We start from the raw sequence: 15742 nt of genomic DNA on the forward strand, positions 1-15742 counted from the left end.
GGCTTGCTCGCGAAGGCGTCGTGTCAGTCGACATCAATGTTGAATGATCAACCGCTTTCGCGAGCAAGCCCGCTCCCACAGGGGGGGGAAGTGCGAAACATTTGCTTTCATATCGTCTTTCGGGATTTGTCCGGCTTATCCGTCCTATATAGATGCAGGCCGCTCGCACAGGCAACAGCCACGACCGCGCCTTTTGCGGACACCCGCGCTGCGAAGCCCGTAGCCGCGTGCCCTTTCATCGAAATCAAGACGCGCAATCATGTCGAAGAAATCCCGTTCCAAACTGTGGTTCCTGGTGCATAGCTGGCTCGCGCTGCCGATCTGGTTTTTTGTCCTGATCGTGTGTGTCACCGGCACGCTGGCGGTGGTCAGCCAGGAAATCGTCTGGCTGGCCAACCCGCAGATGCGCGCCAGTCAGCCGTCGGACGACGCGCCGCGGCTCAGTTACGATCAGGTGCTAGCCGCGATCAAACAGGCCGAACCGCAGACGCTGGTGGAAAGCATCAGCCGTCCCGACGAATCGCACTTCGCCCTCGACGTCGAAGTCAGCTACCCCGACGGCCGCTCGCAGACGGTCTACGTCAACCCATACACCGGGGTGATCCAGGGCCCGGCGCCGGACTTCAACTTCAAGGCGTTCACCCGCGCCCTGCACGGCTGGTGGCTGGTGCCGTTCACCAATGGTTTCAGCTGGGGCTGGTACCTGGTGTCGTTCCTCGGCCTGCCGATGCTCGCTTCGCTGGTCACCGGGCTGGTGGTGTACAAGCGTTTCTGGAAAGGTTTCTTCAAACCCACCCTGCGTTTTCGTCACGGTGCGCGGATCTTCTGGGGCGACTTCCATCGACTGAGCGGCATCTGGTCGATCTGGTTCATCGCGGTGATCTCGATCACCGGCACCTGGTTTTTGATCCAGGCCATTCTGGCCGACAACCAGGTGTCCATCAGCAGCGAACCGATCATTCCCGCCATGTCTCGGGAAAGCGTACCGATGTCGAGCGACGCCAGTCCTCCCCCACGGATCAGCCTTGATCGCGCGGTGCAGATCGCCGAACAGCACATCCCCGGGCTGGAGGTCAGCTTCGTCAGCCTGCCGGGCAATGCCTACAGCCACTTGAGCGTTGGCGGGCGCGGCTGGTATCCACTGATGTTCCAGACCGCCACGCTCAACCCGTACAACGGTGAGATGGCCGCCACGCGACTGCTGACCGACCGTTCCTCGCTGGAGTTCGTCACCGAGTCGATGCGCCCGCTGCACACCGGTGATTTCGGCGGTCTGTGGATCAAACTGATCTGGTTCTTCTTCGGCCTGCTGCTGAGCATGATGGTCCTCAGCGGCCTGTTGATCTGGACCAAGCGCACCGCGCTGGCCACCGCCAACGCCCTCAAGCGCGAAAATAAAAAGGCCCGCAGCCCCCGCGTCAGCCGTGAACCGGCGGAGGTCAGCCTGTGAGCCCGTCCAATCGCACTGCCCAACCGTCCGCCCTGCGCCGCTTCTGGCACAAATGGCGTTTTCATCTGAACGCCCTGTTGCTGCTGATTCCGTTGGGCTTCATGCCCAAGTATTTCGCCGATGCCGCGCTGTTTCGCGGTGACGTCGGCCTCGGTGAGCATGAGGTCGGCGAAATCCAGGTCGGCCCGTGGAGCCTGCGCCTGGCCGAACTGCGTAACGAAGCACCGCGCCTGAGCGGCCCCGCCGGTTACATGAAGGACTTCAATGCCGCCCTCTGCGATGCCTGTGTCGAACAGGTCAAGGCCACCTACCTGCGCATCGGCAAACCGCGCAGCCTGCGCGCCGCCGGGGTGATTTTCTTTGGCACGCCGTATCGCATGGGCGCGCAATTGCCGGTGGCGGAAAAAACCAAAGCCGATGCCGAACTGTGGATCACCATGGAAGGCTGGGACGGCAGCATGCATCAGGCCTCGATTCCCCTGAGCCAGGCCTCCCCCGCCACCCTCGCCTGGCTGAACCAACAAGGAGCCAAACCATGAACCGCGTTCCACGCCCTTCCCGCCTGCGGTTGCGCGCCGCGTTGCTGATGCTGTGCGCAGGTTTCAGCACCGGCGCCCTGGCCCATAACCCGATGTGCGAATGCAAGGCCGTCGATGCCGAGCAGATCAAATGCACCGGCGGCTTCTCCGACGGCAGCGGCGCGCCGGGGGTGACCCTCGATGTGATCGGTTACGACGAAACCATCCTGCTGCCGGGCAAGCTCGGCGCCGACTCAAGCCTGACCTTCAAGAAACCGGCGGCCGAGTTTTATGTGCTGTTCGACGCCGGCCCCGGCCACGTCGTGGAAATCGACCAAGCCGACATCGAGGCCCCATGAGCACGCCCACCACCCAAGTCGTCCGCCCGGCCGGTGCCGGGCATGAAACCCTCAATGTTCTGCTGTTGTGTTTACTGATCCTTGCCGTCGCCGGCTCGGTGGTCGCGTGGCGCGGGGTGTCCCATGAACCGGAACCGGTCGCCAGCCATCAGCTCGATGCGCGGCGCGACCTCAGCGCTGCCGAGCAAGGCATCTACGCCGACCTGCGGGTGACCCTCGATGAAATCCGCCTGCTGCGTGCAGAACAGCAAAGCCTGCCGACACCACAGACCCTGGCTGAAGAAGGTTTCGCCCCGTTCGCTCAGGACGCCAGCTCGGTCAGCCGTGGTGGCCATGCCTGGCAGTTACTGGCGGACCGCGCCTATTTCGGCCACAGCCAGTCGCCCGCCGTCGCCGGTTCGTTCGTGATGCTACTGAGCGCCGACGCCACTGCCGCGCCGGACATCTGGCTCAACCGCGCCGCCGAGCTGCAGACGCCCACCGAACTGACTGACGCCGCGCTGTCCGCCGCAGGCTGGAAACAGATCGTCGCGCAGTTCGATGCCGGCGTGACCCGCGAGCATCGCCACTGAACCTTCGCCTTCACCCGAGAGAAGACCGCTTGCCCATGCTTATTTCCCTGACTCGCCGTCCCCTCCTGCGCACCCTGCTGTTAGGCCTGTGCGCGTGCCTGCTGAGCCCGCTGGCCAGCGCCGATCCGGGCAAACGCCTGCGCATCGGCATCACCCTGCACCCGTATTACAGCTATGTGGCGAATATCGTCGGCGACAAGGCCGAGGTGGTGCCGCTGATTCCCGCCGGCTTCAACCCGCACGCCTACGAGCCACGCGCTGAAGACATCAAACGCATCAGCGGTCTGGATGTGATCGTGCTCAACGGGGTCGGGCATGACGACTTCGCCGACCGCATGATCGCCGCCAGCGAAACGCCGAACATCAAGACCATCGAAGCCAACGAAAACGTGCCGCTGCTGGCCGCCACCGGCACCGCCGCGCGCGGCGCCGGCAAAGTGGTCAACCCGCACACCTTCCTGTCGATCAGCGCTTCGATTGCCCAGGTCAACAACATCGCCCGCGAGCTGGGCAAACTCGACCCGGACAACGCCAAGGCCTATACCCAGAACGCCCGCGCCTACAGCAAACGCCTGCGGCAGATGCGCGCCGATGCGCTGGCCAAACTGACTCAGGCACCGAACGCCGAACTGCGCGTGGCCACTGTGCATGCGGCTTATGACTATCTGCTGCGCGAATTCGGCCTGGAAGTGACGGCCGTGGTCGAGCCGGCCCACGGCATCGAACCGAGCCCGAGCCAGTTGAAAAAGACCATCGACCAACTGCGCGAACTCGACGTGAAGGTGATCTTCTCGGAGATGGATTTCCCCTCGACTTACGTCGAGACCATCCAGCGTGAGTCCGGGGTGAAGCTGTACCCGCTGTCGCACATTTCCTATGGCGAATACAGCGCCGACAAATATGAGAAGGAAATGACCGGCAACCTCGACACCGTGGTGCGGGCGATTCAGGAGTCCGGGGCATGACAGCAAAAGAAACCCTCTCTGACACCCATCAATCCCCTGTGGGAGCGAGCCTGCTCGCGAAGGCGTCCGGTCAGTCAGCATCATTATTGAATGAACCACCGCATTCGCGAGCAAGCCCGCTCCCACAAGGGGTAAGTGGGCCGACTCTGGATTTTGCGGGAGTCTCTCTGACCCTCGGGCGCACCACGATCCTCGACAACGTGACCTTCCAGGTTCAGCCCGGTCACGTCCACGCCCTGGTCGGCCCCAACGGCGGTGGCAAGAGTTCGCTGATCAAGACCTTGCTCGGGCAAATGCCGCATCAGGGTCAACTGAGCCTGCACTGGCCCGGCCAACCCGGCACCATCGGCTACGTGCCGCAGGCGTTGGAGTTCGATCGTGGCCTGCCGATGACCGTCGACGATTTCATGGCCGCGATGTGCCAGCGTCGGCCGGCGTTTCTCGGCCTGAGCAAGCACTACGCCAAGGCCATCGGCGAGGCGCTGGAACGGGTCGGTATGCAGGACAAACGCAAGCGGCGCATGGGCGCGTTGTCCGGTGGCGAACGGCAGCGCGTGTTGCTCGCTCAAGGCTTGATCCCGGCTCCGCAATTGCTGGTGCTGGATGAGCCGATGTCGGCCCTCGACGAAGCCGGGATCCAGGTGTTCGAACGCCTGCTCGGCGACTGGCGCGCCGCTGGCATCACCGTGCTGTGGATCGAGCACGATCTGGAAGCGGTCAAGCGTCTGGCCGACCGGGTCACCGGTCTCAACCGCCGCGTGCTATTCGACGCCACGCCGCAACAGGCACTGACCCCGGAACGTCTGCTGAGTCTGTTTTCCACCCATCCACGGAGCGCGGTCTGATGAGTTACGAAGCCTTTCGTTTGATGGTTCAGGGCTGGGCGTCGTCCGGGTACCTGCCGGAAGCGCTGGCCTACGGCTTTGTGGTCAACGCATTGCTCGCCGGCCTGTTGATCGGTCCGGTGCTCGGTGGCCTCGGCACGCTGGTGGTGGTCAAGCGCTTTGCGTTTTTCTCCGAAGCGGTCGGGCACGCGGCGCTGACCGGCGTGGCCATCGGCATTCTGCTCGGCGAACCCTACACCGGGCCGTACGGCAGCCTGTTCGGTTACTGCCTGTTGTTCGGCATCCTGCTCAACTACCTGCGCAACCGCACCGGCCTGGCGCCCGACACCCTGATCGGCGTGTTTCTCTCGGTGTCGCTGGCGCTTGGCGCGAGCCTGCTGTTGATTCTGGCGGGCAAGATCAACGTGCACATTCTGGAGAACGTGCTGTTCGGTTCGGTGCTCACCGTCAATGGCAACGACCTGCTGGTGCTGGCCATCGTCGGTTCGCTGGTCATGGCCCTGGCACTGCCTTTGTACAACCGGATCATGCTCGCCAGTTTCAACCCGCAACTGGCGGCGGTGCGCGGCGTCGCGGTGAAGACTCTGGATTACCTGTTCGTGATTCTGGTGACGCTGATCACCGTCGCGGCGGTGAAGGTCATCGGCGCGATTCTGGTCGGCGCGTTGCTGGTGATTCCGGCGGCGGCCGCGCGTTTGCTCAGCCAGTCGCTCAAGGGCTTCTTCTGGTGCTCGGTGCTGATTGCTACCGTCAGCACGCTGTGCGGGATTCTCGCGCCGATCGTCTTCGATCTGCCAATCCCGTCCGGCGCCGCGATCATCCTGGTCGCCGGCATCGCCTTCGCCCTCGCCGCCATTGCGCGCGGGGTTGTCCCGAGTCTGAAAGGGAACCTTGGATAAATGATCTTCTCACTGCGAAAACTGACCCTGGCCATGGCCCTGTGCGGCGTGGTCGGCAGCCCGTTGCTGGCGGCTGAAAACCCTCAACCGCTGCGCGTATTGGCCTCGTTGCCCATCACCTATGGCTTGGGCGAAGTGCTGCTCAAAGGCACCGACGTCAGCCTGGAGCGCGCGGCCCCGGCGAATTTGCCGGGCAGCCGTCAGACCGCATATTTCACCGGTCGCGGTGCGCCGGCGCTGGGCAAACTGGCAACCGATGCCGACGCGGTGATCGGCATACGTTCGCTGTGGGCGGATGATCCGCTGTACCCGATCGCACGGCGCAGCAACATTCGCATTGTCGAGGTCGACGCGGCGCGCCCGGTGGACGGCGCCCTGCCAGGGATCGCCGTACAACCGGGGCTGAAGGTCGATGGCTTGAACAGTCAGCCATGGCTGGCGAGCAACAACATGGGGCGCATGGCTGATGTGATCGCCGCGGATCTGGTGCGCCTGGCGCCGTCGGCCAAACCGAAGATCGAGGCCAATCTGGCGGCGCTGAAACAGCGCCTGCTCAAGCTCAGCGCCGACAGCGAAGCGCGTCTGGCCGAGGCTGACAACCTCAGTGTGCTGAGCCTCAGCGATCACTTCGGTTATCTGATCGGCAGCCTGAATCTGGAGCTGATCGGTCAGGACGCGCGAGCAGATGCCGAGTGGACAGCCGAAGATCTGAAGAAGCTCACGGCGACGCTGAAGGACAACGACGTGGCGCTGGTGCTGCATCATCGTCAGCCGTCGGAGGCAGTGAAAGCAGCAATTGCCGCCTCGGGGAGTCATTTGTTGGTGTTGAGTACCGATGCAGCGGACCCGGTGGCGGAGCTGGAGGGGAATGTGGATTTGTTGCTCAAGGGGTTGAGCGGGGCGTAGTTTCAGTTACAGCGCGTTATCGTTCTTCGCGAGCAAGCCCGCTCCCACAGGGGGGTTGTGTGCAGCGCAGATCCAATGTGGGAGCGGGCTTGCTCGCGAAGAGGCCCGCCAGAACAACACCATTGCGAGCAATGAAAAAACCCGCTGACTGTGACCAGTCCAGCGGGTTTGTTTTTGCCTGGCAGATTACTGAGCAGCCGCCTGCCCTTCCATCTTCTGCCGCAGGCTCAGCGGACGCATGTCGGTCCAGACTTCTTCGATGTAGGCCAGGCATTCCTTCTTCAGGCCGCTCTTGCCTACGGTGCGCCAGCCTTCCGGCACGGCTTTGTAATCCGGCCAGATCGAGTATTGCTCTTCGTGGTTGACCACGACCTGAAAGAGGATGTCCTCGCGGTCGAATACTGACGTCATGCTGGTTCTCCATCGTTGTAAGGGTGGGCTGCACCTGGGGTGCAGCCGGGTATGTAGAAAGAACGTTCGGCGCTGCGAAAAATTTACACAGCGGCGGTGGCAGCGGCCAGGGCCCGGCCGAAGATCTCGGCGACGCGGTCGATTTCGGCAGCGGTGATCACCAGCGGCGGCAGGAAGCGCACCACCGCACCATGCCGGCCGCCCAGTTCGAGAATCAGTCCGCGCTTGAGGCATTCACGCTGCACCAGCGGTGCCAGACGCGCGAACGCTGGTGGGTGACCGAGCGCATCCGGCGCGCCGTTGGGGTCAACCAGTTCGACGCCGAGCATCAAGCCACGACCACGAATGTCGCCCAGTTGCGGGAAGTCGCGTTGCAGGATGCGCAGGTGTTCGCTCAGGCGTTCGCCCATCGCCGCAGCGTGTTCGCAGACCTTGTGCTCAAGCAGATAACGCATCACCGCGGAACCGGCAGCCATCGCCATCTGATTGCCACGGAAGGTGCCGGCGTGGGCACCCGGTTGCCAGGTGTCGAGCCAGTCGCGATAGACCACCACCGCCAGCGGCAGGCTGCCGCCGATAGCCTTGGACAACACCACCACGTCCGGGACGATATCGGCGTGTTCGAAGGCAAACATCTTGCCGGTACGCGCGAAACCGCTCTGGATCTCGTCGACGATCAGCGCCACCCCGGCCTTTTCGGTGATCCGACGCAAGCCGCGCAGCCACTCGATATCGGCCGGGATCACCCCGCCCTCGCCCTGCACCGCTTCGACAATCACCGCTGCCGGCAACTGCACGCCGGCCTCAGGATCATTAAGCAGGTTTTCCAGGTAACTCAGGTTGGCTTTGACCCCGGCCGCGCCGCCGAGACCGAATGGGCAACGGTAGTCGTAAGGGAACGGCATGAATTGCACACCGTTGCTGAGCAAGGCGCCCAGCGGCTTTTTCGGCCCCAGGCTGCCCATCAGACTCAAGGCGCCCTGGCTCATGCCGTGATAACCGCCGGAGAACGACAGCACGGTGCTGCGCCCGGTGGCGGTGCGCACCAGTTTCAACGCGGCTTCCACCGCATCGGTACCGGTCGGGCCGCAGAACTGGATTTTCGCTTCGGCCGCCAGTGCTGGCGGGAGTAAACCGAACAGGTCCTGGACGAACTGATCCTTGACCGGCGTGGTCAGGTCGAGGGTGTGCAGCGGCAGCTCATCGGCCAGCACTTGCTGGATCGCCTCGATCACCACCGGATGGTTGTGCCCCAACGCCAGAGTCCCGGCACCGGCCAGGCAATCGATGAAGGTGCGACCTTCGACATCTTCGACGTACAGGCCCTTGGCGCGCTTGAGGGCCAGCGGAATGCGTCGCGGATAACTGCGGGCATTGGATTCCTGCTGGCTCTGCCGGGCCAGCAGTGGTGATTCGTTGAACTGATACAGGGTTTCCACCGGCGCGGAGCTGATCCGGGCCGACGACTCTTCGATAAGGCTGGTGGCGACTGACATCTCTCGACCCCTCAATACGCTATGGATAGTGACCAAAACAGCACACCGCACAGGTGCGCGTTCCGGTCGCGGGGCGCACATGCAGGTTTTCCTGTTCTGGAAACGCTTAAGCGGGGCGAGGATTTAGACCCTTGATCGAGATGTCAGTCGGACAATGGCAACAGCTTGTGCAGCGTAACGCGGTGCAAGCCCTGATCGCTGGCGCGTGGCACTGCATCGCAGTAGCCCAGATGCCGATAAAAAGCCGCGCCGCTACGGGTGCTGGCGATGCGCGCCTGCGGCACACCCCGAATCCGCAGCCAGCCTTCAAGGTCGGCCATCAGGGCGCGCCCTGCGCCACGGCGAAACCATTCCGGCTGCACATGACAAAAGCCTATCTCACCGCTGGCCGTGGCCATGCCGACACCCACCGGTTTGTCCTGCAACAAAGCGATATTCAGGTAGCAATGCGGGTCGGCAAGGTGCGCGCTGATGACGTCGGCAGATTGTCGGCCGATCCAGCGGCTGACCAGTTGCGGATCGTTGCGGTGTTCGAGCGCACAACCGACGCGAATCGATCGCTCGATGATGCGACTGATGATGCCGGCGTCGGCAGGTTTCGCCGGGCAGATGCAGATCGATGCTTCCATGGCGCGTTCCCTCAATCCATTGAGTCAGAGCAGCCCCGACCTTAACGCCGAGGCTGGCGAATCACCAACGCAGAGACGTTACATTTGATGTGCCACACCACAAATCCCCTAATGTGGGAGCGGGCTTGCTCGCGAAGGCGGCGTGCCAGTCAGCAACCTGTCGACTGACCGGACGCCTTCGCGAGCAAGCCCGCTCCCACAGGGGATTTTTGCTGGTTCAGACAGGTTGCAGCGGCATGGTCAACTCGACGCGCAAGCCATCCGGCCGGCTGTCGAAATGCAGGGTGCAGGCGCAGCGCTGGACGATGGCTTGCACGATGGCCAGGCCGAGACCGCAGCCGGTGCTCTGGCCGTTGCGCCAGAAGCGTTGGGTCAGATGCTGCAGATCTTGCGCCGCAATCCCCGGGCCGTGGTCGCGCACCACAAAACGGGCGCGCTGGCCGACCGTTTCCAGGCTCAGCTCCACCTCAGCATCCGCCGGGGTATGGCGCAGGGCGTTGTCGAGCAGATTGCGCAACGCGGCAATCGACAGCACCGCCGGCATTTGCACCGGCGCACTGGAGAGCTGCTTGGGCAATTGCAGCTTGATGCGCTGACGCTCGCCACCAGCCGCATCCTGCATCGCCAGTTTCGCCACCTGTTCGGCGCTGCACTGTACGCCGTCATCGAACGACAGACTGCCCTCGACCCGCGCCAGCAACAGCAGTTGCTCAAGGGTGCGGTGCATGCGGTCGGCACCCTCTTCGGCCCTTGCCAGCGACTGATCGCGGGCACTGCCTTCGGTCATGCGTGCCACTTGCAGGTGGGTCTTGATCGCCGTCAACGGGCTGCGCAGTTCGTGGGCGGCATCACCGGTCAGGCGGCGTTCACGCTCGATGGTCTTGCCGATGCGCTGGAACAGCTGGTTCTGCGTATCGAGCAACGGTTTCAGTTCGCTGGGAAACGATTGCAATTGCAGCGGCTCAAGCGAGTCGGCATTACGTCGCATCAGTGCTTCGCGCAGCCGGTTGAGCGGCGCCAGCCCCTGGCCGATGCCCAGCCACAACAGGCACAGGCAACCGAGCAACGCCACGCCGACCGGCACCGAAGCCGCCAGCAGGATCGACATGTTCAAGGCTTCGCGTTCGATTTGCCGATCGGCGGTGGTGATCCGTACGTCACCCCGGGCGAGAGTGAAACTGCGCCACGGCGCGCCATCGATCATCTGATCGTGGAAGCCCATTTTTTCCGCTTCCAGGGTTTGCTCGGGGCTGCTGTGGCTGCGGGCCAGGATTTCCCCGCGCAAAGAGCTGACCTGACAGGCCATGCCGCCGGGAATGTTCAATTGTTCGGCACTGAAATGGGTGCCCTCGCCCTTGCTCGGCAGCGCCGGCAGTTGCTCCAGCAGCCCGGCGACCATGCGCGCCGAGGCTACCAGCCGCTGGTCGAGGGAAAACATCATCTGATTGCGCAAGTCGCTGAGCATCCAGGCCGCAGCCAGTGCCCAGATCAGGGCGAACGCGGCGCCGAGGGTCAGACTCAGGCGCAGACGCAGACTCATCACTTCTGCCGCTCTCCACCATCGGCCGGCCCAAGGCGATAGCCCAGACCGCGCACGGTTTCGACGATGCCCTTGCCGAGTTTGCTGCGCAGGTGATGGATATGCACGTTCAGCGCGTTGCTCTCCAATTCGTCATTGAAGCCGTAGACGCTGTCCTTCAACTGCTCGGTGGACAGCACTCGGCCACGGTTGTGCAGCAGCGCCTGCAACAGCGATTGCTCGCGGCGCGACAAGTCCACTGGTTGCCCGGCCAACATGGTTTCGCGGCTGCTTGGATCGTAGGTCAGTGCGCCGTGTTCGATCAGGTTGACGCTGCGCCCGGCGACCCGGCGCAGCAGGGTTTGCAGACGCGCGAACAATTCACGCAGATCGAAGGGTTTGAGCAGGTAATCGTCAGCCCCGGCCTGCAAGCCATCCACGCGGTCGGTGACCGAGTCGCGTGCGGTCAGGATCAGCACCGGAATTTCCAGGCCTTGCTGACGCAGCTGTTGCAGCAACTTGAGGCCATCTTCGTCGGGCAGGCCGAGATCGAGCACCATCACGTCGAATTCGGCGACCTTGAGCATCGCCCGCGCTTTCGAGGCGGTGTTGACGTGCTCGACCGTCAAGCCCTGCGCCGTGAGACCGGCAACGATACCGCTGGCGATCAGTTCATCGTCTTCGCAAACCAGTACGTGCATGATCCGTCCCGTAGAAAAAAGCCGATTAGGCCGTTGGCCGATTAAGCTGACATTATGGCGCCCAACGCCACAGCGACAAGGGCGTGACGGTTAATCATCGGTTAATCGCCATCCACCATTGTGCCCACACTTGCACAGGGACAAGGCTCCTCCATGCGTCATTTTTTTCTTTTGTTTGCACTGCTGATCTCCGGCCTGGCCCAGGCGGGAAACAATCCATTCGAGACCAAACCGGAATTTCTCCCGGTCGACAAAGCCTTCGTGCTCACCTCCGAACGCCTTGAGTCCGGGGAAACCCAGTTGTTCTGGCAAATCACCGACGGCTATTACCTGTACCAGAAACGCCTGAAATTCGACGGTTTGACGGCCGAGCAGCAGCCTGCGCTGCCCGAGGGCGAGTCGCACAGTGACGAGTTCTTCGGTGAACAACCGGTGTATCGCCAAGGGCTGGAGGTAAAAATTCCGGCCGCGGCCAGCGGTCAGATCAAGGTCAGTTACCAAGGCTGCGCCGATGCCGGCCTGTGTTACCCGCCGCAGACCCGGGTCATTGATCTGGGCGGCAAAGCCACGCCAACGACCAGCGCTGAAGCACCGGATCAGGCCCTGGCCAGCAGCCTGCAACAACGGGCGCTGGGCTGGAGCCTGCTGGTGTTTTTCGGCCTCGGCCTGTTGTTGGCGTTTACCCCGTGTTCGTTGCCGATGCTGCCGATTCTGGCGGGCATGATTGTCGGCAGCGGTGCCACCCCGCGCCGTGGGTTCGCCCTGGCCAGCAGCTACGTGATCTGCATGGCGCTGGTGTATGCAGCGATGGGGGTGATCGCTGCGCTGCTCGGCGCCAACCTGCAGGCATGGCTACAGAATCCGTGGCTGCTCGGTGCATTTGCAGCAGTGTTTGTGGTGCTGGCGCTACCGATGTTTGGCTTCTTCGAATTGCAATTGCCGGTGGCCCTGCGTGACCGCCTCGAACACGCTTCGCGCAGCCGCAATGGCGGCAGCCTGATCGGTGCCGGGGTGCTCGGCGCATTGTCCGGTCTGCTGGTCGGCCCGTGCATGACCGCACCACTGGCCGGCGCTTTGCTGTACATCGCGCAGAGCGGCAATGCGCTGCACGGTGGCTTGATTCTGTTCGCGTTGGGCATCGGTATCGGGGTGCCGCTGTTGCTGCTGGTAACCGTCGGCAATCGCTTTCTGCCGAAACCCGGAGCGTGGATGAACCTGCTCAAGGGCATCTTCGGTTTCCTGTTCCTCGCGACCGCGCTGCTGATGTTGCGCCCGGTGCTGGACTCGTCGCTGTGGCTGGGCCTGTGCGGCGCGCTGCTGCTGATCGCGGCGTTCTGTGCCTGGAAGCAATCGGACGGCTTCGGCCGGGTTGCCCAAGTGTTCGGCGCCAGTTCGTTGCTGCTCGGTCTGTGGGGCAGCCTGTTGCTGATCGGCGCTGCTGGTGGCAGTGACGACCCGTATCAACCGTTGCAGGTGTACAGCGCCGGGCGGACCGTCAGCACCACGCCGAGCGGGCATGACGCGTTCACCACGATCAAGGATCCGGCCGCCCTACAGCGAGAACTGGATAGCGCCAAAGCCCAGGGCCAGTGGGTGCTGCTCGATTACTACGCCGACTGGTGCGTGTCGTGCAAAGTCATGGAAAAACAGGTGTTCGGCAAGGACAAGGTCATGCAGGCACTCAGCGATGTGCGCCTGCTGCGCCTCGACGTCACTGCCGATAATGCCGCCAGCCGCGAGCTGCTCGGCCGCTACAAAGTCCCGGGGCCACCAAGTTTTGTCTGGATCGGCACCGACGGCGAAGAACGACGCAGCCAGCGCATCACCGGTGAGGTGGATGCCGAGACGTTCCTGCAACGCTGGACCACCACCCGAGACGCCAATTAAATGCTGACGTTCACCCTCGGCACCTTTGCCATCGCGCTTAACCACCTGCTGCTGATCAGTGCCCTGGCGCTGGCGACCTTTGTCGGCTGGCGGGTGGCCAAGCGTGGCGGCGATAACCCCGAGTCGGCGCTGTTCAGCCTGTTTCTGCTGGGCATGCTCGCGGCGCGCGTGGCGTTTGTCGCCCTGTACTGGGGCCACTATCGCAACGATCCGTGGCAGATCATCGACCTGCGCGATGGTGGATTCCTCGCCTGGCCGGGGGTGATCGTGCTGCTGCTCGCCGCTCTCTATCGCGGCTGGCGTCGCCCGGGCCTGCGTCGGCCATTGGGGTTTGGCGTGGCCAGCGGCGTGCTGTTCTGGTTGTTGGCGACCCTGTCACTGAACATCTACGAACAAGGCACGCGCCTGCCGGAAATCACCCTGCGCAACGCCGCCGGGGAGACCATCCAGCTCAGCGACTATCAGGGCGGACCATTGGTGATCAACCTCTGGGCAACCTGGTGCCCACCGTGCCGGCGCGAGATGCCGGTGCTGGAAAACGCTCAACAACAACGCCCGGACCTGACCTTTCTGTTCGTCAATCAGGCCGAAAGCATGCAAAGCGTTGCCACCTTCCTGGAAACCCAGGGCCTGAGCCTGAACAACGTGCTGTTCGACCGCAGCGGTCGACTGGGTCAGGCCGTGGGCTCCATGGCGTTGCCGACTACGCTGTTCTATAGCCCTGACGGTCGCTTGCTGAGCAGTCATCTGGGCGAACTGTCGAACGCCAGCCTGGCCCGCGCCCTGGAAAATTTCGACATCCCGAATCCAACCGCCGCACCGGCCACCTCTGCAAGGAAACTGCCATGCCCCGCCTCCGCCACCTGCTGACGCTGACTCTGGGCACTGCCCTGCTGCACCTGCCGTCGGTGCAGGCCGCCGAAGAATTGCCCGCCGCGATCAAGCAGATCGAAGCCAAGGGCGCAAAAATCGTCGGCCAGTTCGACGCCCCGGACGGCTTGCGTGGTTATGCGGCGCAGTACCAGAACCGTGGCATGGCGTTGTACCTGACGCCGGACGGGAAACACGTGCTGCTCGGCAATCTGTACGACGCCGACGGCAAGGATCTGAGCAGCGAGCCGTTGCAGAAACTGGTCTATGCGCCGATGGCCAAGGAAATCTGGGGCAAGTTCGAAGCCAGCAACTGGATTCAGGACGGCAACAAGGACGCGCCGCGCACCGTGTACCTGTTCAGCGATCCCAACTGTCCGTACTGCAACATGTTCTGGGAACAGGCGCGACCATGGGTCAAGGCCGGCAAGGTGCAGCTGCGGCACATCATGGTCGGGATCATCCGCGAAGACAGCCCGGCGAAATCCGCCGCGCTGCTGGCGGCGAAAGATCCGGCCAAGGCCCTGGAAGATCACGAAAAGGCCGGCAAGGCCAGCACCCTGAAGCCGTTGAAAGACATTCCAAAAGCGGTGCAGACCAAACTGGCCGCCAACATGCAGTTGATGGAAGACCTGGAACTGCAGGCGACGCCGGCGATTTTCTACATGGATGACAAGGGTGAGCTGCAACAGCAGCAAGGCGCGCCTTCGCCGGAGAAACTGGCGAAAATTCTCGGGCCAAAGTGAGTCCGGCTTCTTTATTGCCTGATCGGGCCTCTTCGCGAGCAAGCCCGCTCCCACAGGGATCACCGCGGTCACTGTGGGAGCGGGCTTGCTCGCGAAAAGAACGATGACACGGTTTAGCGGTTGCGCTCAGCCAAAAAAGTAAACAACACCTCGCTCACAAACTGCGGATTCTCCAGGCTGGAAATATGCCCCGCCTCCGGCACCAGCACCCACGGGCAACCGATCAATTCAGCCATTTCCTGTGCCTCCGACGGCGGTCGCGGTTTGTCCTGATCGCCGCACAGCACCAGGGTGGTCGCGGCATTCAGTTCGCCCAGGCGCGGCAACAGATCATCCCGACTGAAGGTGATACGCCCCATCGGCACGATGCTTTCGCGCAGGCGATCCGCGGTGTAGGCCGCCAGTTTGGCGCGGAAGTCCTGATACAGCGCCGACTGCGGATCGATGCCCGGGCGGAAGAAGATCGGCACCACGATGTCGAGCAACTGAGGCGCAATCTCGCCGCTTTCCTCGATCTGCTTGAACAGCGAGAAATAGTACTGACGGGTTGGCTCAGGCTCGACGCCGACGTAGGTGTCGAGCAGTACCAGACCGTTGATCCGCTGCGGTGCCGACAACGCCAGACGCACGCCCCACATGCCGCCGACTGACAGCCCCGCCAGCGTTATCTGCTCGATCTGCAGGTGGTCGAGCAAGGCCTCGACCTGCCGCGCGATGTCATCCAGCGAGGTGGTGCCTGGCGGCAAGCGCCCGGATTCGCCGTGGCCCCACAGGTCCAGCGCAATCACCCGGTAGTGCGGCGACAGCGCAGCGATCTGCGGCGCCCACATGGCCGTGTCCCACAGATAACTGCCCGCCAGCAACACGGCCGGGCCGGTGCCTTGATCAATGTAGTGCAGCGCTTGTCCGTCAACCGTGAAGAAAGGCATCGACCACCCCCGCGACAAAAAAAAGAGAACCGGCAGACTG

The 15742-nt window shown here is 63.1% G+C and carries 17 protein-coding genes; 11 read left to right on the forward strand and 6 right to left on the reverse strand.

The features are described 5' to 3' along the window. Window positions 1–259: 259 nt before the first annotated feature. Genes AC3WMV_RS12700 through AC3WMV_RS12735 form a run of 8 tightly spaced genes read left to right on the forward strand, consistent with a single transcriptional unit; the run spans window position 260 to window position 6514 of the window. Entirely contained in the window at window positions 260–1450 is a 1191-nt protein-coding gene (locus tag AC3WMV_RS12700; RefSeq protein WP_103368489.1) for a PepSY-associated TM helix domain-containing protein, read from the forward strand. Next, window positions 1447–1989: a PA2404 family protein gene (locus AC3WMV_RS12705; protein WP_027613388.1), complete on the forward strand. Its 543-nt coding sequence runs from the start codon at window positions 1447–1449 to the stop codon at window positions 1987–1989. Before AC3WMV_RS12700 ends, AC3WMV_RS12705 begins: the two co-directional genes overlap by 4 nt. Then, on the forward strand, window positions 1986–2327 hold the full coding sequence (locus AC3WMV_RS12710) for a hypothetical protein (protein ID WP_103368488.1): 342 nt from the start codon (window positions 1986–1988) through the stop codon (window positions 2325–2327). Before AC3WMV_RS12705 ends, AC3WMV_RS12710 begins: the two co-directional genes overlap by 4 nt. Then, window positions 2324–2899 (forward strand): DUF6162 family protein, encoded by a 576-nt coding sequence (locus tag AC3WMV_RS12715; RefSeq protein ID WP_027613390.1) that lies wholly within the window; start codon window positions 2324–2326, stop codon window positions 2897–2899. The genes AC3WMV_RS12710 and AC3WMV_RS12715 overlap by 4 nt, the downstream gene beginning before the upstream one ends. Before the next feature lie 35 nt (window positions 2900–2934). Then, window positions 2935–3864 carry a metal ABC transporter substrate-binding protein gene (locus AC3WMV_RS12720; RefSeq protein ID WP_103368487.1) on the forward strand — a complete coding sequence of 310 codons (930 nt, stop codon included), beginning with the start codon at window positions 2935–2937 and terminating at the stop codon, window positions 3862–3864. Next, window positions 3861–4709 (forward strand): metal ABC transporter ATP-binding protein, encoded by an 849-nt coding sequence (locus AC3WMV_RS12725; protein ID WP_027613392.1) that lies wholly within the window; start codon window positions 3861–3863, stop codon window positions 4707–4709. The genes AC3WMV_RS12720 and AC3WMV_RS12725 overlap by 4 nt, the downstream gene beginning before the upstream one ends. Next, complete coding sequence (locus AC3WMV_RS12730; RefSeq protein ID WP_003226663.1) at window positions 4709–5608, forward strand: metal ABC transporter permease; 900 nt, start codon at window positions 4709–4711, stop codon at window positions 5606–5608. The genes AC3WMV_RS12725 and AC3WMV_RS12730 overlap by 1 nt, the downstream gene beginning before the upstream one ends. Continuing rightward, the gene (locus tag AC3WMV_RS12735; RefSeq protein WP_103368486.1) at window positions 5609–6514 is read left to right on the forward strand and encodes a metal ABC transporter substrate-binding protein; all 906 of its coding nucleotides are present in this window, start codon (window positions 5609–5611) and stop codon (window positions 6512–6514) included. It begins immediately after the preceding gene. Window positions 6515–6700: 186 nt separating this feature from the next. Here AC3WMV_RS12735 and AC3WMV_RS12740 read toward each other — a convergent pair whose 3' ends face one another. The 5 genes from AC3WMV_RS12740 to AC3WMV_RS12760 form a co-directional block, all read right to left on the reverse strand. Beyond that, complete coding sequence (locus AC3WMV_RS12740; protein ID WP_003226665.1) at window positions 6701–6925, reverse strand: MbtH family protein; 225 nt, start codon at window positions 6923–6925, stop codon at window positions 6701–6703. A gap of 83 nt (window positions 6926–7008) precedes the next feature. Further along, on the reverse strand, window positions 7009–8421 hold the full coding sequence (locus AC3WMV_RS12745; protein WP_103368485.1) for an aspartate aminotransferase family protein: 1413 nt from the start codon (window positions 8419–8421) through the stop codon (window positions 7009–7011). Between the two features lie 143 nt (window positions 8422–8564). Then, a complete protein-coding gene (locus AC3WMV_RS12750; protein ID WP_097088262.1) occupies window positions 8565–9050 on the reverse strand; it encodes a GNAT family N-acetyltransferase in 486 nt (161 codons plus the stop codon). Between the two features lie 217 nt (window positions 9051–9267). Beyond that, a complete protein-coding gene (locus AC3WMV_RS12755) occupies window positions 9268–10590 on the reverse strand; it encodes an ATP-binding protein (RefSeq protein ID WP_049827920.1) in 1323 nt (440 codons plus the stop codon). Then, entirely contained in the window at window positions 10590–11270 is a 681-nt protein-coding gene (locus AC3WMV_RS12760; protein ID WP_103368484.1) for a response regulator, read from the reverse strand. Before AC3WMV_RS12760 ends, AC3WMV_RS12755 begins: the two co-directional genes overlap by 1 nt. A 153-nt stretch (window positions 11271–11423) precedes the next feature. Here AC3WMV_RS12760 and dsbD point away from each other — a divergent pair, with 153 nt between their 5' ends. Genes dsbD through dsbG form a run of 3 tightly spaced genes read left to right on the forward strand, consistent with a single transcriptional unit; the run spans window position 11424 to window position 14773 of the window. Next, the gene (gene dsbD / locus AC3WMV_RS12765) at window positions 11424–13157 is read left to right on the forward strand and encodes a protein-disulfide reductase DsbD (protein WP_103368483.1); all 1734 of its coding nucleotides are present in this window, start codon (window positions 11424–11426) and stop codon (window positions 13155–13157) included. Next, complete coding sequence (locus AC3WMV_RS12770) at window positions 13158–14027, forward strand: TlpA disulfide reductase family protein (RefSeq protein ID WP_003226672.1); 870 nt, start codon at window positions 13158–13160, stop codon at window positions 14025–14027. Then, window positions 14003–14773, forward strand: a complete 771-nt coding sequence (dsbG, locus tag AC3WMV_RS12775; protein ID WP_027613399.1) for a thiol:disulfide interchange protein DsbG — start codon at window positions 14003–14005, stop codon at window positions 14771–14773. Before AC3WMV_RS12770 ends, dsbG begins: the two co-directional genes overlap by 25 nt. A 113-nt stretch (window positions 14774–14886) precedes the next feature. On the opposite strand, the gene AC3WMV_RS12780 is transcribed toward dsbG, so the two are convergent. After that, entirely contained in the window at window positions 14887–15702 is an 816-nt protein-coding gene (locus AC3WMV_RS12780) for an alpha/beta fold hydrolase (RefSeq protein ID WP_103368482.1), read from the reverse strand. Between the last annotated feature and the right edge of the window lie 40 nt (window positions 15703–15742).

Source organism: Pseudomonas sp. FW305-3-2-15-E-TSA4 (assembly GCF_058787295.1).